General features: G+C 74.6%; 23 protein-coding genes and 2 tRNA genes. 11 read left to right on the forward strand and 14 right to left on the reverse strand.

The genetic code is table 11. From position 1 onward, the window contains the following. The first annotated feature begins 7 nt into the window (after positions 1-7). Positions 8-1,108 (forward strand): GNAT family N-acetyltransferase, encoded by a 1,101-nt coding sequence (locus V6U88_RS17555; protein WP_334454293.1) that lies wholly within the window; start codon positions 8-10, stop codon positions 1,106-1,108. A gap of 28 nt (positions 1,109-1,136) precedes the next feature. Here V6U88_RS17555 and V6U88_RS17560 read toward each other — a convergent pair whose 3' ends face one another. From V6U88_RS17560 to V6U88_RS17570, 3 genes are all read right to left on the reverse strand, one after another. Next, on the reverse strand, positions 1,137-1,541 hold the full coding sequence (locus V6U88_RS17560) for a VOC family protein (protein WP_334454295.1): 405 nt from the start codon (positions 1,539-1,541) through the stop codon (positions 1,137-1,139). Positions 1,542-1,561: 20 nt separating this feature from the next. Then, the gene (locus V6U88_RS17565) at positions 1,562-3,127 is read right to left on the reverse strand and encodes an aldehyde dehydrogenase family protein (RefSeq protein WP_334454297.1); all 1,566 of its coding nucleotides are present in this window, start codon (positions 3,125-3,127) and stop codon (positions 1,562-1,564) included. Positions 3,128-3,479: 352 nt separating this feature from the next. Further along, a complete protein-coding gene (locus tag V6U88_RS17570) occupies positions 3,480-4,259 on the reverse strand; it encodes an LPXTG cell wall anchor domain-containing protein (protein WP_334454298.1) in 780 nt (259 codons plus the stop codon). Between the two features lie 358 nt (positions 4,260-4,617). On the opposite strand from V6U88_RS17570, the gene V6U88_RS17575 reads away from it, so the two are divergent. After that, positions 4,618-7,533 (forward strand): glycoside hydrolase family 9 protein, encoded by a 2,916-nt coding sequence (locus V6U88_RS17575; RefSeq protein WP_334454300.1) that lies wholly within the window; start codon positions 4,618-4,620, stop codon positions 7,531-7,533. A gap of 49 nt (positions 7,534-7,582) precedes the next feature. On the opposite strand, the gene V6U88_RS17580 is transcribed toward V6U88_RS17575, so the two are convergent. Then, the gene (locus V6U88_RS17580) at positions 7,583-8,533 is read right to left on the reverse strand and encodes an endonuclease domain-containing protein (RefSeq protein WP_334454302.1); all 951 of its coding nucleotides are present in this window, start codon (positions 8,531-8,533) and stop codon (positions 7,583-7,585) included. Between the two features lie 161 nt (positions 8,534-8,694). Here V6U88_RS17580 and V6U88_RS17585 point away from each other — a divergent pair, with 161 nt between their 5' ends. Continuing rightward, entirely contained in the window at positions 8,695-9,120 is a 426-nt protein-coding gene (locus V6U88_RS17585) for a DJ-1/PfpI family protein (protein ID WP_334454303.1), read from the forward strand. Between the two features lie 24 nt (positions 9,121-9,144). Here V6U88_RS17585 and V6U88_RS17590 read toward each other — a convergent pair whose 3' ends face one another. Genes V6U88_RS17590 through bioB form a run of 3 tightly spaced genes read right to left on the reverse strand, consistent with a single transcriptional unit; the run spans position 9,145 to position 10,863 of the window. Next, positions 9,145-9,651 (reverse strand): GNAT family N-acetyltransferase, encoded by a 507-nt coding sequence (locus V6U88_RS17590; RefSeq protein WP_334454304.1) that lies wholly within the window; start codon positions 9,649-9,651, stop codon positions 9,145-9,147. A gap of 4 nt (positions 9,652-9,655) precedes the next feature. Continuing rightward, entirely contained in the window at positions 9,656-9,859 is a 204-nt protein-coding gene (bsaP, locus tag V6U88_RS17595) for a biotin synthase auxiliary protein BsaP (protein ID WP_334454305.1), read from the reverse strand. An 8-nt stretch (positions 9,860-9,867) separates the two neighbouring features. Beyond that, positions 9,868-10,863 carry a biotin synthase BioB gene (bioB, locus tag V6U88_RS17600; RefSeq protein ID WP_334454307.1) on the reverse strand — a complete coding sequence of 332 codons (996 nt, stop codon included), beginning with the start codon at positions 10,861-10,863 and terminating at the stop codon, positions 9,868-9,870. A gap of 200 nt (positions 10,864-11,063) precedes the next feature. Here bioB and V6U88_RS17605 point away from each other — a divergent pair, with 200 nt between their 5' ends. From V6U88_RS17605 to V6U88_RS17620, 4 genes are all read left to right on the forward strand, one after another. After that, positions 11,064-12,200, forward strand: coding sequence for an 8-amino-7-oxononanoate synthase (locus V6U88_RS17605; protein ID WP_334454345.1), 1,137 nt, complete (start codon positions 11,064-11,066; stop codon positions 12,198-12,200). 79 nt (positions 12,201-12,279) lie between these two features. Next, complete coding sequence (bioD, locus tag V6U88_RS17610; protein WP_334454347.1) at positions 12,280-12,984, forward strand: dethiobiotin synthase; 705 nt, start codon at positions 12,280-12,282, stop codon at positions 12,982-12,984. A 54-nt stretch (positions 12,985-13,038) separates the two neighbouring features. Then, positions 13,039-14,568, forward strand: coding sequence for a sensor histidine kinase (locus tag V6U88_RS17615; protein WP_334454308.1), 1,530 nt, complete (start codon positions 13,039-13,041; stop codon positions 14,566-14,568). Positions 14,569-14,615: 47 nt separating this feature from the next. Further along, positions 14,616-15,230 carry a response regulator gene (locus V6U88_RS17620; RefSeq protein WP_442934649.1) on the forward strand — a complete coding sequence of 205 codons (615 nt, stop codon included), beginning with the start codon at positions 14,616-14,618 and terminating at the stop codon, positions 15,228-15,230. 21 nt (positions 15,231-15,251) lie between these two features. On the opposite strand, the gene V6U88_RS17625 is transcribed toward V6U88_RS17620, so the two are convergent. The 4 genes from V6U88_RS17625 to V6U88_RS17640 form a co-directional block, all read right to left on the reverse strand. Further along, on the reverse strand, positions 15,252-16,052 hold the full coding sequence (locus V6U88_RS17625) for an ABC transporter permease subunit (RefSeq protein WP_334454310.1): 801 nt from the start codon (positions 16,050-16,052) through the stop codon (positions 15,252-15,254). Beyond that, the gene (locus V6U88_RS17630; protein ID WP_334454312.1) at positions 16,049-16,972 is read right to left on the reverse strand and encodes an ATP-binding cassette domain-containing protein; all 924 of its coding nucleotides are present in this window, start codon (positions 16,970-16,972) and stop codon (positions 16,049-16,051) included. Before V6U88_RS17630 ends, V6U88_RS17625 begins: the two co-directional genes overlap by 4 nt. 301 nt (positions 16,973-17,273) lie before the next feature. Beyond that, positions 17,274-18,437, reverse strand: coding sequence for a cytochrome P450 (locus tag V6U88_RS17635; protein ID WP_334454314.1), 1,164 nt, complete (start codon positions 18,435-18,437; stop codon positions 17,274-17,276). A 9-nt stretch (positions 18,438-18,446) separates the two neighbouring features. Then, positions 18,447-19,115 (reverse strand): class I SAM-dependent methyltransferase, encoded by a 669-nt coding sequence (locus V6U88_RS17640; RefSeq protein ID WP_334454315.1) that lies wholly within the window; start codon positions 19,113-19,115, stop codon positions 18,447-18,449. Positions 19,116-19,291: 176 nt separating this feature from the next. Here V6U88_RS17640 and V6U88_RS17645 point away from each other — a divergent pair, with 176 nt between their 5' ends. Then, on the forward strand, positions 19,292-20,122 hold the full coding sequence (locus tag V6U88_RS17645) for a hypothetical protein (protein ID WP_334454316.1): 831 nt from the start codon (positions 19,292-19,294) through the stop codon (positions 20,120-20,122). Positions 20,123-20,170: 48 nt separating this feature from the next. On the opposite strand, the gene V6U88_RS17650 is transcribed toward V6U88_RS17645, so the two are convergent. Further along, complete coding sequence (locus V6U88_RS17650) at positions 20,171-23,104, reverse strand: M36 family metallopeptidase (protein ID WP_334454317.1); 2,934 nt, start codon at positions 23,102-23,104, stop codon at positions 20,171-20,173. A 221-nt stretch (positions 23,105-23,325) separates the two neighbouring features. Between V6U88_RS17650 and V6U88_RS17655 the strand changes: the two genes are divergently transcribed. Further along, complete coding sequence (locus tag V6U88_RS17655; protein ID WP_334454319.1) at positions 23,326-24,522, forward strand: alkane 1-monooxygenase; 1,197 nt, start codon at positions 23,326-23,328, stop codon at positions 24,520-24,522. 130 nt (positions 24,523-24,652) lie between these two features. On the opposite strand, the gene V6U88_RS17660 is transcribed toward V6U88_RS17655, so the two are convergent. Next, positions 24,653-25,234 carry a TIGR03086 family metal-binding protein gene (locus tag V6U88_RS17660; RefSeq protein ID WP_334454321.1) on the reverse strand — a complete coding sequence of 194 codons (582 nt, stop codon included), beginning with the start codon at positions 25,232-25,234 and terminating at the stop codon, positions 24,653-24,655. A 240-nt stretch (positions 25,235-25,474) separates the two neighbouring features. Then, a complete protein-coding gene (locus V6U88_RS17665; protein WP_334454322.1) occupies positions 25,475-26,077 on the reverse strand; it encodes a TetR/AcrR family transcriptional regulator in 603 nt (200 codons plus the stop codon). A gap of 299 nt (positions 26,078-26,376) precedes the next feature. Between V6U88_RS17665 and V6U88_RS17670 the strand changes: the two genes are divergently transcribed. Together V6U88_RS17670 and V6U88_RS17675 are read left to right on the forward strand one after the other, a co-directional pair. After that, positions 26,377-26,449 (forward strand) — tRNA-Gly (locus tag V6U88_RS17670). A gap of 34 nt (positions 26,450-26,483) precedes the next feature. Beyond that, positions 26,484-26,554 (forward strand) — tRNA-Cys (locus V6U88_RS17675). The last annotated feature ends 72 nt before the right edge of the window (positions 26,555-26,626 follow it).

Raw genomic sequence — 26,626 nt, forward strand, 5'->3', positions numbered from 1 at the left:
AGCGGACATGGCGCTGTGGCGGATTCGAGCCACCGTGGACGACCGGCCGGGCTACCTGTCGGTGCTCACGGCGAGTCTCGCGTTGCGGGGGGTCAACATCCTCACCGTGCAGGTGCACACCACCGAGGCCGGGGCGGTCGACGATTTCCTCGTCGACGCGCCGGACGTGGTGGGCGAGGCGGAGCTGGTCGCCGCCGTCCAGCGGGGCCGGGGACGGGACTGCTGGGTGGCGCGCAGCGAGGCCCGGGGTCTGGTCGACCAGCCCACCCGGGTGCTCGGGCTGGCCAACCGGCTGGTCCGGGACCCGGACGCGACCGGGGAGATGCTGCGCGCCCTGCTCGGCGCGGACGAGGTGACCTGGCGTGCCGCGCCGGCCGTCCCGCACGGCGGCGTCGGCGCGGCGAGCATGCTGCTGGCCGACCCGGCCGGCGGGGCGTACGTGCTGCGCCGGCGGGCACCCAGCTTCACCCCGGCGGAGTACGCCCGGGCGCAGGCGCTGGTCGAGCTGGCGGCCACCGCGGCCCGCCGGGAGGCCGACCGGGTGACCCTGGTGCTGCCCGACGGCGGGGAGGTGGTGGTCCGCCCGACCACCGCCGACGACCTGGCCGGCGTGGTCGACCTGCACGAGGCGTGCTCGGCGCGCAGCCGCCAGCGGCGTTACCTCGGCGGGGGCGCGGTGCCGACGCCGAGCCGGCTGCGCCGGCTGTTGGAGCCGCGCCGGGGGACCACGGTGGTGGCGACGATCGGCTGCGGCGGGACGGCGGACGCGGTGGTCGCGATGGGCAACCTGCTCGGCGAGGGTGACGAGGCGGAGGTGGCGCTGCTGGTGCGGGACGACTGGCAGCACCGGGGCCTCGGGTCGGCCCTGCTCCGCCGGCTGCTCGGGCACGCCGGCCGGTCCGGGTACGCGGCCGTGGTGCTGCACGTCCAGGCGGAGAACACCCCGATGCTGCGCACCGTACGGCGGCTCGGGCGGCCGACGTCGATCGAGCGGGACGGCGCGCTGCTCACCCTGACGATCCCGCTGATCGCCCGCGCCGGGGAGACGAGTCGGCCCGCGCTGCCCCGGCAGGCGGACGCGACCGCCCGGAGGGACCGGTCGGGCTGAGCCCACGGCGAGCCCGCCACCGCCACGATCAGCCGAAGAAGAACCCGGCTCGGCGGTGGCCCGAGACGCAGAACCGGTTGCCCTCGGTGTCGGCGAGGACGACGTAGGGCAGCTGGCCCGGCTCCGGCTCGGCCGGGTAGTGCGGCCAGTCCACCCGCTGCGCCCCGAGGGCGAGCAGCCGCGCCACCTCGTCGTCGAGATCGCGGTCCCCCGCGTCCAGGTCGAGGTGGACGCGGGGGAACTCCGCCGCCGGGCTGTCGCTGACGTCCATCGCGATCGCCGCGCCGGCCTCCCCGGGTGGCGGCTCGACCACGATCCACTCGTCGCCGGCGTAGCGCGGCGGCCGACGTACGTAGCCGAGGGCCGCCGCCCAGAACCGGCCGGCGCGGCGGTCGTCGGTCACGCCCAGCGAGATCTGCTCGATTCGTGCCATCGACCGAGGCTAGCGCCGCCTCAGGTGGTCGGGTAGCTGCTGTAGTCCGGGAAGTTGCCGTAGAGCCGGCCGTCGCCGCCCTGGGTGACCGCCTGCACTAGCAGGTCGCCGCCGACGAAGGCACCCTTCCAGGAGGCGCCCCGGCCGCCGAACGGCTCGTCCCGGTCGCCCCGGGACCGCGGCTTGTTGATGCCCACCTTGAACGCCTGGAGGTCCACCGCGAGCTTGCCGGCCAGTTCCTCGTCGTCGCAGGCCAGTGAGGCCACCAGCGCGCCGTTGGAGGCGTTCATCGCGGCCAGCAGCTCGTCGGTGGTGTCCACCACGACGATGGTGTCGACCGGGCCGAACGGCTCGGCGTGCATCAGCCGGGACCGGCCGGGCGGGGCGAGCAGCACCGCGGGCGCCACGTACGCGGAGGTGTCCTGGCCGTCGAGGAAGGGCGCGCCGTCGAGCTTGCCGCGGTGCAGCGGCACGGCGCCGCCGCGTACCGCCTCGTCGACCTTGCGGCGCAGCTCCTCGGCCTTGGCGCCGCTGATCAGCGGGCCGAAGTCCAGCTCGGGCAGCGGGTCGCCCACCGACCAATTCTCGTCCACCGCAAGGGGATGGCCGAATCGGATCGAGGAGACCACCGGCAGGTACATGTCGAGGAACTCGTCGACCAGGTCGCGCTGGACCACGAACCGGGGGTACGCGGTGCAGCGCTGCTTGCCGTACTCGAAGCCCTTCTTGAGGTGCGCGGCGAGCAGGTCCCACTGGGAGAAGTTCCAGACGCCCCAGGCGTTGAGCCCCTCCTGCTCGATGAAGTGCCGCTTGTCGGTGTCGAGCAGCGCGGCGGCCACCTTGCCGCCGTTGGACCGCCCGCCGACGAACGCCACCGCGCCGATCTCGGGCGCGCGGACCAGCACCTCGGAGAGCTCCTCGCCGCTGCCGGAGAGCAGGGTGGCGGGGAGTCCGGCGCGGCGCATCAGCGCGTGCGCCACGGTCAGGCAGACCGCGCCGCCCTGCGACGGGGTCTTGGCGATGACCGCGTTGCCGGCGAGCAGCTGCACCAGTTCGGCGTGGACCAGCACGCTCATCGGGTAGTTCCAGGATGCGATGTTGCTGACCGGGCCGGGCAGCGGCTCCCGGCCGCCGGCCAGCATCCGGTCGATCTCCTCGACGTACCAGCGGACCCCGTCGAGCGCGCGGTCGACGTCGGCGCAGGCGAGCCGCCACGGCTTGCCGATCTCCCAGACCAGCAGCAGCGCCAGCAAATCGCGGTGCGCGGTGAGCGCGTCCAGCGCCTCGGTGACCCGCGCCTTGCGCTCGGCGAGCGGGGTGGCCGCCCAGTCGCGGTGCGCGGCGGCGGCGTGGGCGACCGCGGCGCGCGCGGTGTCGGCGTCCAGCCGGGGCAGGTTGACCAGGACGGTGTTGTCGACGGGGGTGCGGACGGCACTGGGCGTGCCGACCGCCTGCCACTGCCCGGATACCAGGTTGTGCAGGGTGATGACGCCGTCGGCCTCGGGCCCGAAGGCCTCCGGCGTGGCGGCCACGGCGCGGGCGAGGGTGTCGGACCAGGCGGTACCGTCGGCGAGTCGTAGAGCCATCGCATTTCTCCTCAGGGTCGACCGGGGGAGCGGCGGCGTCGATGGCACCGCTGGTGTCGCGTACTGTCCCGCGCCGGAAAGCGGCGCGGCAACAGTACGTTCGTATGCCGGAACGCCAGGCCCGCGCCGGACCGGCCGCGACGTGCGCCGCCGGGCCGCACACCACGGTCTTGACCTGCGCGTACGCGGACAGAGCAGTCATGAATTTCGATGATGTGATGAATCTCCGGGCGACGTCGACCGGGTTACCCGTCAGTACGGACGAACGCCCGGGACGGATCAACGCCCAGGGGTGAAACGACGATCGGCCGCCGGACGAGGTGTCCGGCGGCCGATCGGGCGCTGAGTCGGGTCAGCTGGTGAAGGTGATGTTGTCGCGCCGACGGCGCAGCATCAGCAGCGCGCCGCCGCCGATCAGGACGAGGCCGCCCAGGGCGATGCCGCCGGTGGCCACGCCGGTCATCGGCAGGCTGCCCCCGTTGTCACCGCCACCGGTGCCGCCGGTGCTCTCCGACGGGGAGCCGGAGGTCGACGGCGAGCCCGACTCCGACGGCGAACCCGACTCGGTCGGGGTGACCGAGCTGCTCGGGGAGGTCGACTCCGACGGGGAGCCCGACGGCTGCGGCGACTCGGAGGTCGTCGGCGAGGGGCTCGGGCTCGGCGACTGCGTCGCGACGGTGCCGGGGCAGGCGTGGCTCAGGTTGAACTTGGCGGCCTGGCCGCTGATCGTGGCGCTGCCGTCGACCAGCGTCCACCCGGCCGGCGTGAAGAGGTAGGCGTGGATGATCCGGCCGGTGTTCCCGGCGGCGTAGAACTTGTCGGGGTAGGCGTCGGTGCTGTCGGGCACCTTCACCGTCACCGTGTTGCTGCCGTCGCTGAAGGTCAGGGTCAGCGTCTCGAAGCTGCCGGACTCGGCGCCGCCGGGAAGCACGAAGTGCCAACCGTCCTGCCCGGACGTACGGCCCTCGAAGCGCTCGTCCGTGCACTTCTGCTCGGCCGTGGCCGCCGTCTTGTCCTTGTGGCCCGGGTTGAGCGGGATCGTGCTGCTCGCCCACGCCGGGGTGGCGAAGGCGAGGCAGGCCGTGGCGGTCGCGGTGAAGGCCGCGGACGCCACGTACCGACGTTGGGGCATGAGTAATCCTCCGAGATGGATAGAGGGGACGGCACATGATCCCATGCACGGCATCGAAGGGCGACATCGGGTGAACGGCCTGAGCTGGGACGACGCGGCGGATCAGATCCGAGAATCCGGCAAATTGGCGGCCCGTCGGCGGCGTGTCGATGTAACGCGGACGGGACTGTGGACGCTCCGCCCGTCACCGTCCGGCCTTCCCAAGAACCCGACCGGCAGTTACATTGTCGCTCATCCATGGGAGCGCTCCCGCGCCTCCGATGGCCCCCCACCACAGCCTCCGGCGGCGTCCACGACCCCCGACACCCGTCCCGGCCGGGCGGGCGCCGCCGGTGGCGCCACCGACAGGAGTACCGCCATGCAGCACCCGCACCGGCCCTCCCGGCCGGTCCGCGGCCGGCTCCGCCGACTGCTCGCCGTCGGCGCCGCGCTGACCACCGGACTGACCCTGGCCGTCGGCCCGCCGTCCCCGGCCACCGCCGCGCCGCTCGGCCCGGAAGCCGCCCCCGCCTCGACGGCCGCCGCCGCGCCCGCTTTCAACTACTCAGAAGCGTTGCAGAAGTCGCTGTTCTTCTACGAGGCGCAGCAGTCCGGGAGGAAACCGGCCTGGAACCGGGTCTCCTGGCGCGGCGACTCCGCCCTCACCGACGGTGCCGACGTCGGCCTCGACCTCACCGGCGGCTGGTACGACGCGGGCGACCACGTGAAGTTCGGCTTCCCGATGGCGTTCAGCGCCACCATGCTGGCCTGGGGCGCGGTCGAGTACCGCGACGGCTACGTCGCCTCCGGCCAGCTTCCGCACCTGCTCAACAACCTGCGCTTCGTCAACGACTGGTTCGTCAAGGCGCACCCCGCGCCGAACGTCCTCTACGGACAGGTCGGCAAGGGCGACGACGACCACAAGTGGTGGGGCCCGGCCGAGGTGATGCCGATGGCGCGGCCCGCGTACAAGATCGATGCGAGCTGTGGCGGCGCGGACCTGGCGGGGGAGACGGCGGCCGCGATGGCCGCCTCATCCATGGTGTTCCGGCCCACCGACGCCGCCTACGCCGACAAGCTGCTCGGGCACGCCAAGCAGCTCCACACGTTCGCCGACACGGTGCGCAAGAGCTACCACGAGTGCATCACCGATGCGACCAGCTTCTACCGCTCCTGGAGCGGCTGGCAGGACGAGCTGGTCTGGGCGGCGATCTGGCTGCACCGGGCCACCGGCGACCCCGCCTACCTGGCCAAGGCCGAGAGCGAGTACGACAAGCTCGGCACCGAGAACCAGAGCACCACCCGCTCCTACAAGTGGACCATCGCCTGGGACAACAAGCAGTTCGGCGCGTACGTGCTGCTGGCCAACCTCACCGGCAAGCAGAAGTACGTCGACGACGCCAACCGCTGGCTGGACTACTGGACGGTCGGGGTCAACGGGCAGCGGGTGCCCTACTCGCCGGGCGGCATGGCGGTGCTCGACTCCTGGGGCGCGCTGCGCTACGCCGCCAACACCGCCTTCGCCGCGCTGGTCTACAGCGACCGGTCCACCGACGCGACCCGCAAGGCGCGCTACCACGACTTCGCCGTCCGGCAGATCAACTACGCGCTCGGCGACAACCCGCGCAACTCCAGCTACGTCATCGGCTTCGGGAACAACCCGCCGCGCAACCCGCACCACCGCACCGCCCACGGCTCCTGGTGGGACAGCCAGACCGTGCCCACCGAGACCCGGCACGTGCTCCACGGCGCGCTGGTCGGCGGCCCGTCGTCGGCCAACGACGCGTACACCGACAGCCGGTCGGACTACGTGATGAACGAGGTCGCCACCGACTACAACGCCGGCTTCACCTCCGCCCTGGCCCGCCTCGCCAAGGAGTACGGCGGCAGCCCGCTCGCCGGCTTCCCGGTCGCCGAACGCCCCGACCAGGACGAGTTGACCGTGGAGACCACGGTGATGCAGGCCGAGCCGCGCGCCACCGGCCTCAAGGCGATCGTGTACAACCGGTCGGCCTTCCCGGCCCGCGCGCTGACCACGGCGAAGTTCCGCTACCACTTCCGCCCCGACGGCACCGGTCCGGTGCAGGTCACCCCCGGCTACACCCAGGGCTGCCCGGCGCCGGCCACGGCGAGGCAGCTCTCCGGCGACATCTGGTACGTCGAGGTCGACTGCACCGGCCACACCATCGCCCCGGCCGGGCAGTCGCAGCACCGGATGGAGGTGCAGTTCAAGATCGGCGTACCGGAGGGCGGCACCTGGGACCCGACGAACGACCCGTCGTACCAGGCGACCGCCGGGCCGAACCGGAAGGTGCCGCTCTACTCCGGCGGCACCCGGGTCTGGGGCGAGGAACCCGGACCGGCCACCCCGGACACCACCGCCCCCACCGTCCCCGGCACCCCGGTCGCCTCGGCGGTCACCTCGACCGGACTCACCCTGACCTGGCCCGCGTCCACCGACAGCGGCGGCAGCGGCCTGGCCGGCTACGAGGTCACCCAGGCACAGGTGGGCAGCGACGCGCTGGTGCTGCTCCCGGCGTCGACGAACTCGCTGGCCGTGACCGGGCTGCTGCCACAGCGGACGTACCAGTTCTCGGTGCGGGCCCGCGACGGCGCCGGCAACCGCTCGGCGGCCTCCCCGACGGTCTCGGTCACCACGCCGGCGTCGCCCGCGCCGGACACCACCGCCCCGACCGCGCCCGGCACCCCGACCGCCTCCGCGGTCACCGCCACCGGACTGACCCTCACCTGGGGGCCGGCCACCGACAACGTCGGGGTCACCGGCTACCGGGTGTACCGGGAGGCCGGCGCGACGGACGCGCTGGTCGGCTCGCCCACCGGTGCCACGCTCACCCTCACCGGGCTGACCGCCTCCACCGCGTACACCTTCCACGTGGTCGCGGTCGACGCGGCCGGCAACGTCTCCGCGGCGTCCGCGCCGGTCACCGTGACCACCGCGGACCCGCCCACCGCCGGTGCCTGCACGGTCGGGTACGTCACCAGCGACTGGAGCACCGGCTTCACCGCCAACATCACCATCACCAACACCGGTGCCGGCACCCTGACCGGCTGGACCCTCGGGTTCAGCTTCCCGACCAGCGGGCAGCAGGTCGGCCAGGGCTGGTCGGCGACGTACCGCCAGAGCGGCACGGCGGTGACCGCCACCAACGTCTCCTACAACGGCACGCTCGCGCCCGGGGCGTCCACCAGCTTCGGCTTCAACGGCACCCACACCGGCACCAACCCCAGACCCACCACCTTCACCCTCAACGGCGTCCCCTGCACGAACGCCTGACCGGATCTTGGACAGTTGCCGTTCGCCCGGAACGGCAACTGTCCAAGATCTAGGCTCCCGGCCGCCAGCCGGCGGCGGTGAGGGCGCGGCGGAGGGTGGCGGCGACCTCGTCGGGGCGGGCGCGGACCAGCCACGCCGGGAAGCGCAGGATGCGGTCGCCGGACGCCCAGACGTCGTTCTGCCGCGCCATGTCGGCCGCCCAGTGCCGGACGTCCATGTGGTGCGCTCCGTCGATCTCCACGTGCAGCCCCCACTCCCGCCAGTACGCGTCCAGCCAGCGGGTCCGTCCGGTGGCATCGGTACGACGATGCTGCAGATCGGGTCGCGGCAGGCCGTGTCGGCGGCACAGCCGGACGAAGTCGATCTCCGACAACGCCTCGGCCCCACCGGCGATGTCGGCGACGGTCTGCCGGATCAGGAGCCGACGTGGTGCGCGGGGCAGGGCGTCGACCACCTCGCTGATCTCCTCCGGCAGGACCCGGCGCTGTTGGCAGCCGACGGCGAGCGTCGACTGCGCCTCCTCGACGTCGCGCGCCCAGCCGGCCGCGTCCACCAGTGCGCGAGCCGTCGTGGTGCGGGTGGGGCGGGCGAGTTGCAGATGCGTCCCGGGCAGCACCGACGTGCGGTGCACGATGACCGGCGCCATGTCGATCGGCATCCGCTGCAGCACCGTCCGGGCGGCGCGGCGCGCGGCGGGCACCAGCACGTGCAGCGGCTCCCGCCGTAGTCCGCGCACCCCCGCCTCGGTGGCGGCGGTCGTACCGGCCAGCACCGCGTTGGGGCCGGCGGCGAGTACCGCCACCCACAACTGCTGGTCCCGGGTCAGCCGACCGTTGCCGGTGAGCAGGACTCCGCGGCAGATCGACCGCCAGCGGCCGGAGCTGACCATGCCCCGTACCGTGCCCTCGGTCAGCAGCCGGGTCGCCTGTGCGGTGGTGACGACACCCGCCTGCTCGAAGGCGAGCCAGTCCAGCGCGTCGGCGTCGTCCAGAGGAAGCATTTCACCGACTCTGTCGGGCGGGCCGGACGCCCGCCGCCAGATCTTGGACAGTTGCCGTTCCGCCCGCACGGTAACTGTCCAAGATCTGCAGCTGCGGCGCGCGGGCGTGGCTACGGACGAACCGCTCCGCGCCGCCGCAGGGGCTGGCTAGGCTCGACGGCGTGCGGGCCACGGGGCGCAGCGACACCGTGCTCTTCGTCGTCTACGACGGGGTACGGCTGCTCGACGTCACCGGCCCGCTGGAGGTCTTCACCGTCGCCAACGAGCACGGCGGGACGTACCGGCCGGTGCTCGCCTCGCCCGACGGCCGGGACGTGGTGAGCAGCGCCGGGGTCCGGCTCGGCGCCGACGTGGCGCTGTCCGAGGTGACCGGGCCGGTCGGCACGCTGGTGGTGCCCGGCGCGCCGGACTGGCAGGCCACGGCCGCCGACCGTCCGCTGCTCGACCAGATCCGCCGGCTGGCCGCCGGCCGGCAGCAGCAGCGCGTACGCGAAGCGGGTGAAGCCGAGCGCGACGACCGGCCCGGCGGCCAGGCCGAGCGCGGTCAGCGGTTCCCGCAGGCGCTCGGATCGGGACATGCTCGGTGACGCCCCGACTCGGCGAAATGGGGCTCAGTCGGCCAGTTCGTCGGCGAGCAGCTCCATCAGCAGGGCGTCGTGCCACGTGCCGTCCTCGCCGCGCTCGTAGCGGCGCATGATGCCGACCGGGCGGAAGCCCACCTTGGCGTACGCGCGGATGGCGGCGGTGTTCCCCGCCGCCGGGTCGATGGTGAACCGGTGGTGGCCGTACGCCTCGACGAGGTGCCGGGTCAGCGCGCGGATGGCGTCCCCGCCCAGCCCGGTGCCGTGCACCGCCGGATCCAGGTAGATGTCCAGCGCGGCGTGCCGGTAGTCCGGGTCCGGCTCGGCGTAGTACTGCACCAGGCCGACCACCCGCCCGTCGTGCTCGACGGCGTACGCGGTCAGGTCGTCGTCGGCCAGCTCGGCGCGGACCGCCGCGGCCAGATCGGCGCCGCCGCGCCACCACCGCCGCACCTCCGGGGTGGCCCGGATCGCCGCGAGGGCGGGCACGTCCGCGTCCGTCACCGGTCGCAGGGTCACGCTCCGCCCCCGCAGCATCGCCTCAGCCCCGGATCTCGCCGTGCTCGACGCAGGTCGCCGACCAGCCGACCGGCAGCACCTGCACCTTCATCCGGCGGCGGCAGCGCGCGCAGTAGCGCGGCGGCTCCAGCGCCCGGGCCGCCGCGCACGCCGCGTGCGGACCGGCCGCGGCGTCCTCGCCGCAGCGGTCGCACCAGGTCACCGCCGGCTGCACCACGTCGGTCACGGTCTACCTCACAGGGTGGCGGAGAGCGCCTTGACGGGCATCTTCAGATCGTCGAGCAACTGCAGGTCGGCGGTCGCCGGCCGGCCCAGGGTGGTCAGGTAGTTGCCGACGATCACCGCGTTGATGCCGCCGAGCAGGCCGTCGCGGGTGCCCAGGTCGCCGAGGGTGATCTCGCGGCCGCCCGCGTACCGCAGGATGGTGCGCGGCATGGCCAGCCGGAACGCGGCGATGGCACGCAGCGCGTCCTTGCCCTCCACCACCGGCCGGTCGCCCAGCGGGGTGCCGGGGCGGGGGTTGAGGAAGTTCAGCGGCACCTCGTGCGGGTCCAGCTGGGCGAGCTGCGCGGCGAACTCGGCGCGCTGCTCCACCGTCTCGCCCAGGCCCAGGATGCCGCCGCAGCAGACCTCCATGCCGGACTCGCGGACCATCCGCAGCGTCTCCCAGCGCTCCTCCCAGGAGTGCGTGGTGACCACGTTGGGGAAGTACGACCGGCAGGTCTCCAGGTTGTGGTTGTAGCGGTGCACGCCCATGTCGACCAGCTCGTCGACCTGCTCCTGGCTGAGCATGCCCAGCGACGCGGCGACCTGGATGTCGACCTCCGCCTTGATGGCGGCGACCCCCTCGCGCATCTGCTTCATCAGCCGGGCGTCCGGGCCGCGGACGGCGGCCACGATGCAGAACTCCGTCGCCCCGGTCGCCGCGGTCTGCTTCGCCGCCTCGACCAGCGAGGGGATGTCCAGCCAGACCGACCGGACCGGGGAGGTGAACAGGCCGGACTGCGAGCAGAAGTGGCAGTCCTCCGGGCAGCCGCCGGTCTTCAGCGAGACGATGCCCTCGACCTCGACCTCCGGGCCGCACCAGCGCATCCGCACCTCGTGGGCGAGCTGGAGGGCGGCGGGCAGGTGCTCGTCGGGCAGGTTGAGCACGGCGAGGACACCGGCCTCGTCGAGGCCGACGCCGTTCTCCAGCACCTGGGTACGGGCCTGGTCGAGGATCTCTGGCATGGCTCGTACCCTACAAGGCCACCCCGGGGCGGAGAAACGGCCGAGGTCGGGGGGCCGTCGGCACCCGGGTGCGCCGGCCCGCGCCACGCCGGTGCCGGTCGGGCGGGTGGTAATTTCGCCCGGCGGCGCGTAGCTCGCCGAGGACTCCTCCGCGCCGATGCCGGGGGAGCGGACCTGTGCGGCGGAGGGAGGCGGTGACGGTGGCGGACTGGCTGGCGGCCCTGGAGCGCCGGGCCCAGCTGCGGGCCAAGGCCGGGCTCACCCGCACGCTGCGCCCGCGTGCCGCCGAGGACGCCGTGGTCGACCTGGCCGGCAACGACTACCTCGGCCTGGCCACCCACCCCGAGGTCACCGCCGCCGCCGCGTCGGCGCTGTCCGCGTACGGGCTGGGGGCCACCGGGTCGCGGCTGGTGCGCGGCTCCACCGACGCCCACCACGCGCTGGAGGAGACCCTCGCCGAGTGGCTCGGCACCGACCGGGCGCTGGTCTTCTCCTCCGGCTACCTGGCCAACCTCGGCGCGGTCCGGGCCCTGGTGCAGCCCCGTACGCTGCTCGTCTCCGACGCCCACAACCACGCCTCGCTGATCGACGGCTGCCGGATCTCCGGCGCCGAGACGGTGGTGACCCCGCACGCCGACGTCGACGCGGTGGCCGCCGCGCTCGCCGCCGCCCCCGGCCGCCCGGCCGTCGTGGTGACCGAGTCGGTCTTCTCCGTCGACGGTGATCTCGCCCCGCTGGCCCGGCTGCACGCCGTCGCCCGGGCGCACGGCGCGCTGCTGCTGGTCGACGACGCGCACGCCCTCGGCGTCACCGGCCCGGGCGGGGCGGGCGGGGTGGCCGCGGCCGGCCTCGCCGGCCAGCCGGACGTGGTGGTCACCGCCACCCTCTCCAAGGCGCTCGGCGGCGCGGGCGGCGTGGTCGCCGGCCCGGCCGAGTTCGTCCGGCACCTGGTCGAGACCGGACGGACGTTCATCTTCGACACCGCGCTGCCCCCGGCGGTCGCGGCCGGTGTGCGGGCCGCCGTGGCGCTGGCCCGCGCCGGTGACGAGCTGCGGGCCGAGCTGGCCGACCGGGCCGCGCTGGCGGTCCGCCGGCTCGGCGCGGCGGGGCTGACCGTCTCCGTCCCCGACGCGGCCGTGGTGTCGGTGACCGCCCCCGGCCCGGAGGCCGCCACCGCCTGGGCCGCCGACTGCCGCGACCGCGGCGTCGCGGTCGGCTGCTTCCGACCGCCCTCCACCCCGGACAGCCGCTCCCGGCTGCGGCTCACCATCTCCGCCGGGGTGCCGCGGGCGGACTTCGAACGGGCCCTGGAGGTCATCGTGGAGTGTGCCCCGTGAGCGCGAGGAGTGAGCCGGTTCTGCGAGCCCCGCAGTCGCGAACGAAGGTGGCCCCGTGACCGAACCGTGGAAGGGCGCGGTGCTGGTCACCGGCACCGACACCGAGGTGGGCAAGACGGTGGTGACCGCGGCGGTCACGGCCGCCGCGCAGGCCGCCGGCCTGCGGGTCGCGGTGGTCAAGCCCGGTCAGACGGGTACGGCCACCGGCGAGCCCGGCGACGTCGACTCGGTGACCCGGCTGGCCGCCCCGCTGACCGGGCGGACCCTGGCCAGCTACCCGGACCCGCTCGCCCCGCTCGCCGCGGCCCGGGTCGCCGAGCTGGAGCCGCTGGAGCTCTACACCGCCGTCGACGCCATCCGCGAGGAGGTCGACAAGCACGACCTGGTGCTGGTGGAGGGGGCCGGCGGGCTGCTCGTACCGATGGGGTTGCGTCCCTCCGGCGAGCCGTGGACGGTCGCGGACCTCGCGGTCTCCCTCGGCGCTCCGGCCGTGGTGGTGGCCCGGGCCGGACTCGGCACGCTCAACCACACCGCGCTGACCCTGGAGGCGCTGGAGCGGCGGGCCATCCCGGCCGGCGTGGTGATCGGGGCCTGGCCGACCGAGCCGGAGCTGGTGCACTGGGCCAACCTGACCGACCTGGTGCCCCACCTGCTCGGCGCGCTGCCGGCCGGCGCCGGGGCGATGGACCCGGGCGTGTTCCGCCGCTCCGCCCCCGGCTGGCTCACCCCCGCGCTCTACGGGGTGCTGGACGACTGGCGCGCCTGGGCCGAGGACATCAGCTGACCACCTGACCTTCGTCGGTGCCCGGGCCCGCCGCGCGTCGGTAGCCTGGCCGACGTGCGCGAACGTGGAATCTGGCGCCGGGTGGACCGGCGGGTCGCCGGCGACGTGGCGCTCTGGGCCGGGCTCGCCGCCCCGATGGCGTACGCGCGGCTGACCCCGCCGTACGAGCGCTGGGTCGTACCGCTGCTGGTCGGTTCGGTGCTGCTGCTGGCGGCCGCGGTGGCGGTGGGCCGGCGGCTGCCGGCGATGGCCGTGGTGCTGGTGCTGCTCGGCTCGGTGGTGGACGGCAACTTCGTCTTCGCCCTGCTGGTGTTCAGCTACCTGGCCGGGCGGCGCGGCGAACGGGCCGCCCCGGCCGGGGTGCTCTTCGCCGTGGTGGCGGTCGGCGGCACGGTGCTGCACCTGCTGCTGCTGGACACCGGCATGGCCATCTGGTTCCTGCTCAGCTGCGTGCTGCTGGGCGCCGGGGTGTTCCCCTGGCTGGTGGGCCGCTACCGGCGGCAGCAGCAGGCGCTGGTGCTGGCCGGCTGGGAGCACGCCGAGGCGGTGCAACGCGAGCAGCGGGGCGCCGCCGAGCGGATCCGGCTGCGGGAGCGGGCCCGGATCGCCCAGGAGATGCACGACTCGCTCGGCCACGAGCTGAGCCTCATCGCGCTGCGCGCCGCCGCCCTGGAGGTCGCCGGGGACCTGGACCCGCGGCACCGGGCCGCGGCCGGGGAGCTGCGGGCCAGCGTGGCGGGGGCCACCGAGCGGCTGCACCGGATCATCGGGGTGCTCCGCGAGGCGGACGCCCCGGCCACCACCCGTCCCGCCGGGGAGAGCGTCGCCGACCTGGTCGACGGCGCCCGCGAGGCGGGCATGGTGGTGCGCCTGCACCGCACCCCGGAGGTCGCCGACCTGCCGGAGCTGACCGCGCACGCCGCGCACCGGGTGGTCCGCGAGGCGCTGACCAACGCCGCCCGGTACGCCCCCGGCGCCCCGGTCACCGTCACCCTCAGCGAGGTGGACGACCGGGTGCAGGTGCGGGTGGTGAACGCCGCACCGCCGGCCGGGCCGCTGCCCGGGCCGCCGTCGCACGGCTCCGGCCTGGTGGCGCTCCGCGAGCGGGTACGGCTGGCCGGCGGCACCCTCGACGCCGGCCCGACCGGCGACGGGGGCTTCGCCGTGGCGGCCCGGCTGCCCGTGGCCGACGGCTCCCCGCGCCTCGACCCCATCGACGGAGGACCGTCCGGGGAGCCCCTGCCGCTGCGCGACGCCCGGCGCGGGGTACGGCGCAGCCTGCTTGCCGCGCTCGCCGCGCCACCGGCCGTCGCGCTGCTGCTGTCGCTGGTCTACTACCCGGTCGTCACCACCGGCGCGGTGCTGGACGGCCCGACGTTCGAGCGGATGCCGATCGGCACGCCCCGCTCCGAGCTGTCCGGGCTGCCCCGCCGCCAGGTCGAGCCGCCCGTCGACGCGCCGGCCCCGACCGGCGGAATGACCTGCGAGTACTACACCGACGGCAGTTTCCCGCTGGCCCAGCCGACCTGGCGGCTCTGCTTCGCCGACGACCGCCTGGCCAGCAAGGGACGGACGACGACGTGACCACCGACGACGGGCGGGTCACGGTGCTGCTCGCCGACGACGAGGCGATGGTCCGGGCCGGGGTGCGGGCCATCCTCGCCGCCGACCCCGGCATCGAGGTGGTCGCCGAGGCCGGTGACGGCCGGGCCGCGGTGGAGCTCACCCGGGCCCACCGGCCCCGGGTCGCGCTGCTGGACATCCGGATGCCGAAGCTGGACGGGCTCGCCGCCGCGGCGGAGATCCGCCGGCTGGTGCCGGCGACGGCCACCGTCATGCTCACCACCTTCGGCGAGGACGAGCACGTGGCCCGGGCGCTCGGTCACGGCGCCAGCGGCTTCCTGCTCAAGGCCGGTGACCCCCGGGAGCTGATCACCGGGGTACGGGCGGTCGCGGAGGGTGGGGCGTACCTGTCGCCGCGGGTGGCCCGGCGGGTGATCGAGCTCAACGGCGACCGGATGGCCCGCGTGCCGGCGGCCCGGGACCGCACGGCCGGGCTCACCGACCGGGAGCGCGAGGTGCTCGGCCTGGTCGGGGCGGGACTGTCCAACGCCGAGATCGCCCGCCGGCTCTTTCTCACCGAGGGCACCGTGAAGGGCTATCTGACCAGCATCTTCACCCGGCTGGACGTGCGTAACCGGGTGCAGGCGGCGATCATCGCGTACGAGGCGGGGCTGGCCGGCTGACCGGCCTGCCCCGCCCCTCGCTCAGGCGTCGCGGCGGCGCAGCGCGGCCCGGCCGAGCGCCAGCGCCGCGACGGCCCAGCCGGCCAGCAGCGTCAGGCCCACCACCGGCGGGTACGGGTCGGTCTCCCCGGCCAGGAAGTGCCCGCCGGCGACGCCGGGGAAGGCGTCCGAGATCCGGGTGAGCACGGTGATGTCCGGCTCGCGCAGCGACAGCGGCACGATCATCAGCACGGCGAAGAGCACGGTGAGGGTCAGCACCGCGCTGCGCAGCGCCGCCCCGAGGCCGAGGGCGAGCACCCCCACCAGCGCCAGGTACGCCGCCGTGGCCAGCACGTCGCGGAGCGTCCCGCCGAGCGGTGCGGAACCCCACTCGCCGAGCAGCGGAGCCGCCGCGAGGACCCCGACCAGGCCGAGCAGCAGCCCGAAGGCGAACGTCACCGCGCCGGAGACCACCGCCTTGGCCAGCAGCATCCGCCCCCGCGACGGGGTGCCCTGCAGGGTGGTGCGGATGGTGCCGGTGGCGTACTCGCTGGTGATGGCGAGCAGGCCGAGCGCCAGCACCGCGTACTGGGTGAGCTCCAGCGCGCCGACCAGCACACTGCCGACGGTGACCACGCCCCGGTCGTCGGCCGGGTCGTCGTTGGTGTTGGCGTTGGCCGCGTAGATGGCCAGCTGGGCCGAGGTGGCGGCCATCAGCAGCACGCCGGCCAGCAGGGTCCACCAGGTGGCCCGCACCGACCAGAGCCGGGTCCACTCGGCGGCCACCGCGCCGGCGAGCCCGCCGCCCCGGGCGGCCGAGCGGGTGGAGGCGAGCGCGGTCACCGGGCACCTCCCGCGGCGTACTCGACCGCGTCGCCGGTCAACCGCATGAACGCCTGTTCCAGCGTCACGGCCACCGGGGTCAGCTCGTGCAGCGGCACCCCCAGTTCGTACGCCAGGTCGCCGATCCGGGCGGCGGTGGCCCCGGTGACCGCCAGGTCCCGCGCGCCCTCGACCGTGACCGCGTACCCCTCGGCGGTGAGCCGCCCGGCCAGCGCGGAGAGCGCCTCCGGGCGCGGCCCGCGCACCCGCACGGCGGCGGTGGCGGCCGTGGCGAGCACCTCCGCGACGGGCGCGTCGGCGATCAGCCGCCCCTTGCCGATCACCACCAGGTGGGCGGCGGTCTGTTCCATCTCGCTCATCAGGTGGCTGGAGAGCAGGACGGTCCGTCCCTCGGCGGCGAGACCGGCGGTGAGCTGCCGGATCCAGCGCACGCCGTCCGGGTCGAGGCCGTTGACCGGCTCGTCGAACATGAGCACCGGCGGGTCGCCGAGCAGCGCGGCGGCGATGCCGAGTCGCTGCGCCATGCCGAGGGACAGGGTCCGTCCCGGCTTGGCGGCGGCCCGGTCGTCGAGGCCGGCCACGGCGAGCACCTCGTCGACGCGCCGGGCCGGGATGCCGTTGCTGCGGGCCATCGCCAGCAGGTGCGCCCGGCCCGCCCGGGCCGGGTGGATCGCCCGGGCGTCGAGCAGTGCCCCCACCTCCCGCAGCGGATGGCGCAGCTCCCGGTACGCCCGCCCGCCGACCAGGGCCCGGCCGGCGGTGGGCCGGTCCAGGCCGAGCACCATCCGCATGGTGGTGGACTTGCCCGCGCCGTTGGGGCCGAGGAACCCGGTGACCCGCCCGGGTGCGATGTCGACGGTCAGGTCGTCGACGGCCGTTACCGCCCCGAACCTCTTCGTCAACCCACTTAGTGTGATCATGCGTTGACGGTAGGAACCGACGGGTGTGCGCCGCTGCTGCCGATCGGCGTCCACTGGACCCCACCTTCGTCAGGTACTCCGGCGTTCGCGCCGTGCGCGCTCGCTCGGTCGGGTCGCCGTCGCGGGGCGGTCCGCCGTTCCGTCGGCCGTGGTGCTCAGGCGCTGTGGAGCTGATGTCACGAACGACTCACGCACCGGGGCGGGGCAGCCTGAATCGTTTGCGACATCAGGTCGACAGGACGTGGGCAGGTGGTGCCAGGCCCAGCCAGGAGCGCGGCACCGGACCCGAATCAGGCGGAGGTCAGGGCCGGCGGATCACGAACGCGTCCGGCATCCGGAAGGTGAGGTTGTCCGGGCACCAGGGCGGGCGTACCACCCGCACCCCGTCGAGCAGCGGGGCCGCCTCGGTCACCACCACCGCGGCCTCCATCCGGGCCAGCTGCGCGCCGACGCAGCGGTGTGCGCCCGCGCCGAAGGCCAGGTGCCGGCGTGACCCGCGCTGCCCGGGGCGGAACGCCTCGGGCGCGGCCACCACCTCGGGGTCGCGTCCGGCGCGGGCCAGCCAGAGCACCACGCTGGTGCCCGCCGCCACCGCCGTCCCGCCCAGCGTGGTGTCGACGGCGGCCACCCGCCGCCAGGTCACGATCGGCGGTTCCAGCCGCAGCCCCTCCTCGACCACGTCGGCCACCTCGACGGTGCCGGCGCGCAGGCCGGCGCGGACCTCGGGCTCGGCGGTGAGCCGGTGCAGCAGCAGGGTGAGGAACTGCGAGGTGGTCTCCTGCCCCGCCACCAGCAGGAAGAAGAGCGCGCCGACCACCACGTCGGGGGAGTGCCCGTCGGCGCGCAGGGTGGCGGCCAGCCCGCCCCCGGTGGCGGCGAAGTCGCGCAGCACGGTGTGGAACCGGCCCACCTCGGCGGCGAGGGCGAGCTGGCGGTCGGCGTCCAGCGGCGCCCAGAACAGCTCCAGCGCGGCGCGGGCGAAGTCCTTCACCGCGCCGACCGGGGCGTCGGGCAGCTCCACCAGCCGGGCCAGCACCAGCAGCGGGAGGTCGGCGGCGAGTTCGGCGTACAGGTCGACCGGCTCGCCCGCGTCGAGCGCGGCGGCCAGGCCGGTCACCCGCCGCCGGACCAGCCCGGTCAGCCAGGGCTGCTGGGCGGCCACCCGGGTCGGGTGCAGCGCCTGCGCCACCATCGCGCGGATCGCCGGGTGGCTCGCGGTGGAGTTGTTGGCCAACGTCGGCGGCAGGCGGAACCGGTGCCCGGCGAGCACCCGCAACGCGGCCACCGGGACCGGGGTCACCGCGTCCAGGGCGTTGTCCGGCCGCCAGGTGTCCGGGTCGGCGAGGACCTGCCGGACCAGCGCGTGCCGGGTGACCACCAGATGGTCGACCCCGACGTGGTCGGCGACGGTGGCCACGTCCGGCCACCGCTCGTCGACGGACTCCCCCCAGCCCCGGAACAGCACGCCGACACGCTAGCGGGCGGCCCCCGGCGGAGCGGGATCCAGCTCCCAGACGGTGGTGCGCTTCACCCGTACGCTCTCCAGCGCCTCCGTCACCGGCACGTCGTACGCGGCCAGCTCGCGGAACCGCTCGCGGGGCAGGAAGGCCCGTCCCGGGTCGCCGACCAGCACCCGGGCGCCCGAGCGGGCGGCCCGCAGCAGGAAACGCAGCACCCGCCGGGCCATCGCCTCGCTGTAGAAGACGTCCCCGGCGAGCACCACCTCGGCGTCCCCGGCGTCTCCGTCGAGGATGTCGCCGAACTCCGCGTCGACGCGTACCCCGTTGGCTTCGGCGTTGAGCGCGACGGCGGCCACCGCCCGCTCGTCGACCTCGACGGCGCGGACGGCGGCGGCGCCGGCCCGGGCGGCGGCGATGGCGACCAGGCCGGAGCCCGACGCCAGGTCGAGGACCCGGCGGTCGGCGACCAGCTCCGGATGGTCGGTGACGTGGCGGGCCAGCGCCTGGCCGCCGGCCCAGGCGAAGGCCCAGAACGGCGGCGGCTGGGAGCTGCGGAACTCGCCCTCGGTCAGCTCCCAGAGCCCGATCGGCTCGTCGGCCTGGTGCAGCCGCACCTCGGGGACGAAGGCCACCGGGGCGAGGCGGGCGTGCAGCCGGACGAAGGCCGCGGAGAGGTCGGACACCCGGGGATTGTCTCCCGGGGCGGTTCCCGGGCGTGTCGCGGGGCCGCCGTGACCGGTTCACCACGCTGCGTGAAAACCCGACCCGTACTTCACGATTCGTGCGAACACGCCCGTCTACCGGCTTCCCCGCACCCCTCATAGCGTTGCCAGGTGGATGCGACCGACGGAAGGGCGGGGTGGTGGTGACGGTGTGGCGGAACGCGCTGCGGGCCGGGGTGGTGCTGGCCTGCCTGTCCGGGGTGGGGCTGACCGCGCCCGCGCCGGCTTCGGCGGCGGCCGGCTTCGCCACCGAGCTGAACGGCCTGCCGGACGAGTTCTCCGTCGGCGACCAGGTACGCACCGTCGCCGCGGTGGTGTCGCGCACCGACGGCGGCCGGTGCGTCAAGGTCCGCTGGTCGATGGTGCTCACCGTGCAGGGCCTGCGGCTCGACCAGGTGAAGATGGACCGGGTCGAGGAGTCCGGCAGCTTCCCGTTGCAGATCCAGACCGAGGGGGCCATCGCCCGGCTCACCGACCGCCAGCTCGACCCGGGCACGCTCTGCCCGGACCGGACGGTCACCGCCCGCTACCGGGTGGCCTTCGCCGAGGACGTCACCCGGGGCCGGGTTACCCTCGCTGCCGAGGCGTACGACGCCAACCTGCGGCTGCTCGCCCGGCAGACCGCCACCCGCAACGTGGTCGGCCTGCTCGCCGACGCCACGCCCACGCCGGAGCCGAGCGCCTCGGAGGTGGAGGTCGACCCGACCGAGACCGTCGAGGCCGAGCCGACCGAGGAGGCGGTGGCGGAGGTGCCGCCCGCCGCCGGCCGCCCGGTGTCCGGCTCCTCCGGCGGGGGATTCGGCGTGGTGCAGGCCGCCTTCCTCCTCGGCGGGCTGCTGCTCTTCCTCGGCGCCGGGCTGCTGCTGCGGTTGCGGCAGCTGACCCGCGCCGCCCGCGGGCAGGACGTCGGCGGGCCGTCGTTCGAACGGCCCCGCCGGTCGGGGCGCTGGGCGGCGGCGCGCCGCTGATCGGGGGCCGCCGGGGCCGGGCGGCAACGCCGCCCGACCCCGGCGGGTTCACTTCGAGAACACCTGGAACTCGGCGATCCGGACCTGGTCGCGCGCCGGGCTGGCGGTCGCGCAGTCGGTGGTGGTGGCCGGGTCGTCGTCCTGCTCACCGGCGTACGCCGGGCCGCCGGTGCACTGGCTGGCCAGCACCTCCAGCCGCAGGTGGGTGGCGAGCGTGGTCGGCACCGGGAACGACCGCAGGTTGATGTCCCGGACGTACGCCCGATACTTCCCACCCGGGAAGGCGTCGCCGGCGCTGGTGTAGATCCGCTCCCACCGCGCCGGGTCGGCGCAGTCGGTGGTGGTCGCGTTGCAGGCGAGCACGGCGAAGGAGCGCAGCGCGCTCAACGCGTTCTGCCCGCCCGCGTCGGCGTCCCCGGTGATCGCCGGGCGCAGCATCGCGCTGACGTTCACCCGCTTCACCACCTGCGGGGCGTCGCCGGGCAGCGCCACCGTGACGCCCCGGCCGGCCACCCCGGTCAGCGACGCCCAGTTGGTGCTCTCGGTGTCGTCGCCGATCCGGTCCAGGTTCACCCCGTCGCCGGTGATGACCGCGCCCGAGGTGGTGGACGCCAGGTTGCGGCTCAGCCGCAGGTCGACGTACCCCTCCTGACCGGCCCGGGCGACCACGCTGAGCCGCTGGTGGCCGAAGCCGGGCGCCACCGCGAGCAGCGGGTACGTCCCGGCCACCGCCTCGAAGGTGTCCGGCAGCGGGGTGGCCGGGTCGGTGTCGGCGATCGGCGTGGCCCGGGCCTCGTAGTCGCCCACGTACAGCCGGATCGGCGCCTCGGCGCTGTCCCCCTTCGGCCGCAGGGTGAGCGTGGCGTTGCCGCCGTACGGGCTGGCGAAGCTCGGCGTCGGGTCGGTGTCGGTGGCGCCCTTGGTGGCGGCGTCCCGGCCCATCCCGGAGCGGGCGAACTCGGCCCAAATCAGCTCCTGGTTGGCCCCGCCGAAACGGAGCTTGTCGGCGGTGAGCAGGTTGTCCCGCATGTCGAGCATGCTGACCTGGCTGGCCGCCTGGAGCAGGAACGAGTCGAAGACGAGCTGCGCCCAGCGCCGGTTGCCCGGGCAGTCGTCCACGGCGACCTTCCCCTGCGCGCAGTCGAGCTGCCGCTGCGGGGTGCCCAGCCCGTACCGCTTCACCAGCGCGGAGCGGATCCGGAAGTTGGTGGCGCTCCAGATCTCCCCGTCGGCGTGCACCGCCGGGCCGGCGGTGTTGTAGCCGACGTCGGAGTAGTTGAGCGGGCTGCGGCTGAAGTCGTGGTTGCGGATGCCGCTGATCAGGTTGCCGGTGACGTACCCGCCGGTGACGAAGGGGGTCTCGCCGGGGGCGCGCAGACCGTGCTCGTAGAGGTACTCCGCGGCGAGCAGGTCGCTCCACGACTCGCCCATCGCCCCGCCCTGGTGGCCGCCGATGCCGCTGTCCGGCCCGGCGATCATGCGGTTGGTGATGGCGTGGGTGTACTCGTGCCCGATCACCGTCATGTCGTAGTCGCCGTCCACGCACGGCGGGTACGGCCCGCCGGCCTGCGGCTGCCACAGGTACATGTTGGTGGTGGGCGGCAGGCCGTCGCGCGGCGTGCCCTGGTTGGCGTTGTTCCGGTTGCCGGAGAGCGCGCCCTGCTGGGCGCGGCCCTGCTCGGCGTCGCCGCCGAGGCCGGCCCCGCTCACGTTGACCGCCTGCAGGTTCCAGGTGGCCTCGGTGAAGCCGAGGTGCCAGGCCCAGTCGTGCATCCGGTTGTGCATCGCGAAGAGGTTGGCGATGGCGGCGTCGGCGTCGTTGCGCTGCGCGGAGGTGAACACCGCCGGGTTGCAGCGGGCCTGGTGCCACTGGTCGGTGAAGGGGTACTCGTAGCGGCGTTCCGGGCTGACGGTGGCCGGCAGGAGCGGGCTGCCCGCGCCCCAGGAGACCACCGTGTTGGCGGAGTTGCCGCGCGAGGTGCCGGTAGGCGTGCCTGTGGCCTTGTCGACGTCCCAGGCGTTGCCGGTGGCCGGGTCCCGGAACGCGGCGGCGCAGCCCGGCGCGGGATCGGCGCACCAGCGCACCCGGGGGTCCTGCCCGGGCGCGAGGTCCTGCGGCGGGGTGGCCGGGTAGACGGCCCAGCTCGGGTTGTCCGAGTCGAAGTCGACCAGGTCCTCGCGGACCAGCACCTGGCCGGTGATGCCGTCGACGTACGTGGTGAAGGCGGCCGGGTGGTCGGTGTCCGCGCCGATCAGGGTCACCTCGTAGGCGGCCCGGGGGCCGTCGAGCGGGGTGGGCACGGCGACCGGGCGGACCCGGTGGCTGGCCACCCGGGCGGCGTCCAGGTCGGCGTCGGCCAGGGCCGCCGCGTACGCCTGCTCGCCGGTCAGCGTGGCCGGGGCGGGCGCCGAGGCGTCCCGGGCGAGCGAGGAACTGACCGAGACGACGGCGCCGTCGGCGACCGCCACGGTGACCAGGCCGTCATGGCCGGCGGGCAGGTCGCCGAAGCGCTGCCGCAGGGTGACCACCGCGCCGGCGCCGATCGGCCGGACCAGCAGCCGGTCCATCGCGGCGACCGACGCGGCGTCGAGGCCGAAGAGGTCCTGGTTGTCGGTGAGGTAGCGCCGGGCGGCGGCCTCGGGGTCGGCGGGCAGGCCGGTGGCGAGCGGCGTCGGGGCCGGGCCGAGCGCCTGCGGGGTGCCGAGCCGGTTCCACCGCACGTCGGCGTCGACCCGCCGGGCGATTCCGCGCTGCCGGGCGTCGGGTGCCGCCGTACCGGTGCGGTTGTCGACGTCGGCGGCCTGGTGGCTGTCGTCGGCGAACGAGCCGGAGCGGCCCGGTGCGGCGGCCGGCGCGTCGCCCGGCGCGGCGGCGGTGGCGCCGCCGGGCAGCAGGGCGGCGACCACGGCGGCGGTCGCCAGTACGGGGACGAGCCGGCGTCGGGGCCGGCTCGTCCGATCTGTCCACTCCGGTCTGGGCACGGGACCTCCTCGTGGGAGCGGGGGCCGACGCTGCGCCGGCCCGGTGCAGGCGTGGTTACGCATGCGCATCTGTGGATACCAGGCGGGTCGGGTGAGGGCAAGGTCGCCGATGACGCTGGGTGCGGCGGGCGTCACCGAAACTGCTTTACAAAAATTTGCTACTTGTAAAATCGAGTGACCGGTGCCACAGTCAGGACAGCCCGCGAGATCGGAGGTCGGCGATGGCCATCAGCACCGACGCGACGGTTCCACCCGTCGCCTGGCGCGACACCCGCAAGCCGCTCTGGCCGCTGGCCCTGCTCGTCCCGGTGCTGCCCTTCCTGGGCTGGCTGGGCTGGCGGGGCACCGGCGGCATCTGGGCCTGGTGGCTCACCCCGGTGGTGGTCTTCGGGCTCATCCCCACGATCGACCTGCTGATCGGCGACGACCGGCGCAACCCGCCCGACGAGGCGGTGCCCCGGCTCTCCGCCGACGGCTACTACCGCTGGCTCACCTACCTCTACCTGCCCGCCCAGTACGCGGCCCTGGTGCTCTGCTGCGCGGTCTGGGCCCGGGGCGAGCTGTCCTGGATCGGCGCGGCCGGGCTGGTCGCCACCGTCGGGGTGGTCAACGGCATCGCCATCAACACCGCCCACGAGCTGGGCCACAAGCGGGAGACCGCGGAGCGCTGGCTGTCCAAGGTGGCGCTCGCGCCGACCGGGTACGGGCACTTCTACGTGGAGCACAACCGGGGCCACCACACCCGGGTGGCCACCCCGGAGGACCCGGCCAGCTCACGGCTGGGGGAGAGCTTCTGGGCGTTCTGGCCGCGTACCGTCTGGGGCAGCCTGCGATCGGCCTGGCGGCTGGAGACCAGCCGGTTCCGGCTGCGGAGCCGCAGCCCGTGGACGTGGCGCAACGACATCCTCAACGCCTGGGCGATGACGCTGGTGCTCTACGCCGTGCTGATGCTCGCCTTCGGCCCCGGCGTGCTGGTGTTCCTGGTGCTCCAGGCCGTGGTCGGCTTCTCGCTGCTGGAAGTGGTCAACTACCTGGAGCACTACGGGCTGGCCCGGCAGCGCAACGCCGCCGGTCGCTACGAGAAGGTCGACCCCCGGCACAGCTGGAACAGCGACCGGACGGTCACCAACGTCTTCCTCTTCCAGCTCCAGCGGCACAGCGACCACCACGCCAACCCGCTGCGCCGCTACCAGACGCTGCGCAGCTTCGACGCCTCGCCGCAACTGCCGGCCGGCTACGCCACCATGGTGGTCGTCGCGCTGGTGCCCCCGCTGTGGCGGCGGGTGATGGACCACCGGGTGATCGCCCACTACGGGGGCGACCTCGACCTGGCCAACGTCCACCCGCCGGCCCGCCGCCGGCTGCGGGAGCGCCAGCGCCGTCGCCCCGCGGCCTCCGGTCAGGGGTACGCCGACTGACCCCGTCGACCGCGCCGGTCGGACGCCGGACCCCCTCGGGCGTCCGGCCGGCGCATGCCGGGGCCGTTCCCGGCACGGCTACGTCCGGGACTGCGGCGGCCCTCGGGGCCGGGCTCGGGCGGCCGTCGGGTCAGGCCGGTGGCGTCCAGTCCGGGTGGCGGCCGAAGGCGGCGATCAGTCGGTCCTGCGCGTCGGCGTCGGCCGGCACCTCGACGGCCGGCCGGATCAGCAGGCCGAGCTGGTAGTCGGAGATCCGGTCGGCGAACCACGCGGCGCAGGCGGCGACCGCGTCGGCGTCCAGGCGCGGGTCCGCGCCGATCGCCACCGCCAGGTCCCAGGCGTGTACGAGGTGCTCGGCGAGGAGCTGGTGCAGGTAGTCGCCCGCTGGGGTCTCCCCGGCCGAGAGGTTCACCGTGACGTCGAGCGCGCCGGGATGGCTGGCCGCCACCTCGGCCTGGGACGCCACCTGCCGGGCCGTCCTGATCGGGTCGTCGCCGAGCTGGTCACCGTCGAACCGGTGGCCGACCTCCTCGACGGTACGGCCGGCGAGCAGCGGCGCGGTCCACCGGTCCTCGGTGACCACGTGGTTGACCAGTGCGCGGACGTCCCAGTGGGGGCAGGGGGTCGGCTCCGACCACTGCCCGGGCGTGACCTGCTCCACCCGGTCGACGAACTCGGCCAGGCTCCGGCGGTACGCCTCCAGCAGGTCCATGCCGCCGATTGTCGCGGCTGTCCGTGGCGGTTCGGGCGCTTTTGCCCGGTCGTCCGGTGCTCTGGTCGGTGGTCCCGTGCTCCGGTCTGTCGTCCCATGCTCCGGTCGGTCGGCCCGTGCTCGGGCCGTCCGGTGCTCTGGTCGGTCCAGGGCCGGGCCGGTCGGGCGTCGGGTCGGCTGGGGTCGGGTCGTTCGGGCGGCCCGGGCTGGGTCGGTCGGTGCCCGGGCGGGCTGGACCGGTCAGTCGAGCTGGGCCGGGTCGAGGCCCAGCTCCCGGGCGGCGACCAACCGGATCCAGTCGGTGAACTGCCGCCGGGAGATCACCCGCTCGTGCACCGCGAGCTGCACGGCGAGCCCGTCCATCACCGCGTTGATCCGCCAGGCGGCGCCTGCCGGGTCGGCGCAGACGAAGGTGCCGGCCGCCACCCCGTCGGCGATCACCGCGGCCAGGTCCTGCCGCCACCGCAGGTCGAGTCGGCGGGAGACCTTTTCCAGCTCGGGCGTGCGCAGCGACTCGGCCCAGCCGTCGATCCACATGGACCAGGAGATCGACCGGCCGGCCGGGGTGTAGAGACGCAGCATCCGGCGCAGCTTGGTCAGCGGCGGCGCGGAGGAGCGGACCAACGCGTCCAGCCGGGCCAGGTCCTGCTCCACCGCGTACGCGAAGGCCTGTGCCAGCAGCCGTTCCTTGGTGGCGAAGTGGTAGAACACGAGCGCCTGGCTGACCCCGGCGGCCTGCGCCACGTCGGCCGTCCGGGTGTTGGCGAGTCCGCGCTCGACGATCACGTCGCAGGCTGTTCGCAGCAGGGAATCCAGGCGGACATCGGCGGCACGTCTCGTCACGCGGTTACGGTAGCCCATCGATATGACCACGATGCGTTACCGAGGCGGCCGGTCGGGCGCGCCACAGTCGGAACCCGGACACCCCTTCTCCGGCGCGTCGCCTGGCCTCCGACCTGGGTGCCTGTCGGACTCCCCGACCCCACCGACCATCCCGCCCAGTCTCCTAGGAAGCTCTGCGGGGAGTGCTGGTCCTCTCGCCCCGCAACCCACCGCGGGACGCGCCGAGCGCGCCCCCGATTTGGCAACTGTTCCCAGGCTCGGCTAAAGTTTCCATCCGTCACCGGGAACGCCGGAGACACGCGGACGTAGCGCAGCTGGTAGCGCATCACCTTGCCAAGGTGAGGGTCGCGGGTTCGAATCCCGTCGTCCGCTCGGAGCTGCCGCCACGCATGACGGGGGCAACCTCGGTGGGGTGGCCGAGAGGCGAGGCAACGGCCTGCAAAGCCGTGTACGCGGGTTCAAATCCCGTCCCCACCTCGGTATGAGCACGGGCGATTGGCGCAGTGGGAGCGCGCTTCCTTGACACGGAAGAGGTCACTGGTTCAAACC

Origin of the sequence: Micromonospora sp. CPCC 205739 (assembly GCF_036906795.1) — a bacterium.
In the GTDB taxonomy this organism is placed as follows: domain Bacteria; phylum Actinomycetota; class Actinomycetes; order Mycobacteriales; family Micromonosporaceae; genus Micromonospora.

Excerpts from the sequence above, each read along its gene's own strand:
- V6U88_RS17620 (WP_442934649.1), top strand. The coding sequence starts at position 14,616 with ATGGTCCGGGCCGGGGTGCGGGCCATCCTCGCCGCCGACCCCGGCATC.
- V6U88_RS17565 (WP_334454297.1), bottom strand. The coding sequence starts at position 3,127 with ATGGCTCTACGACTCGCCGACGGTACCGCCTGGTCCGACACCCTCGCC.
- V6U88_RS17555 (WP_334454293.1), top strand. The coding sequence starts at position 8 with ATGGCGCTGTGGCGGATTCGAGCCACCGTGGACGACCGGCCGGGCTAC.
- V6U88_RS17660 (WP_334454321.1), bottom strand. The coding sequence starts at position 25,234 with ATGGACCTGCTGGAGGCGTACCGCCGGAGCCTGGCCGAGTTCGTCGAC.
- bioB (WP_334454307.1), bottom strand. The coding sequence starts at position 10,863 with ATGCCAGAGATCCTCGACCAGGCCCGTACCCAGGTGCTGGAGAACGGC.
- V6U88_RS17655 (WP_334454319.1), top strand. The coding sequence starts at position 23,326 with ATGGCCATCAGCACCGACGCGACGGTTCCACCCGTCGCCTGGCGCGAC.
- V6U88_RS17560 (WP_334454295.1), bottom strand. The coding sequence starts at position 1,541 with ATGGCACGAATCGAGCAGATCTCGCTGGGCGTGACCGACGACCGCCGC.
- V6U88_RS17580 (WP_334454302.1), bottom strand. The coding sequence starts at position 8,533 with ATGCTTCCTCTGGACGACGCCGACGCGCTGGACTGGCTCGCCTTCGAG.
- V6U88_RS17570 (WP_334454298.1), bottom strand. The coding sequence starts at position 4,259 with ATGCCCCAACGTCGGTACGTGGCGTCCGCGGCCTTCACCGCGACCGCC.
- V6U88_RS17590 (WP_334454304.1), bottom strand. The coding sequence starts at position 9,651 with ATGCTGCGGGGGCGGAGCGTGACCCTGCGACCGGTGACGGACGCGGAC.
- V6U88_RS17630 (WP_334454312.1), bottom strand. The coding sequence starts at position 16,972 with ATGATCACACTAAGTGGGTTGACGAAGAGGTTCGGGGCGGTAACGGCC.
- V6U88_RS17575 (WP_334454300.1), top strand. The coding sequence starts at position 4,618 with ATGCAGCACCCGCACCGGCCCTCCCGGCCGGTCCGCGGCCGGCTCCGC.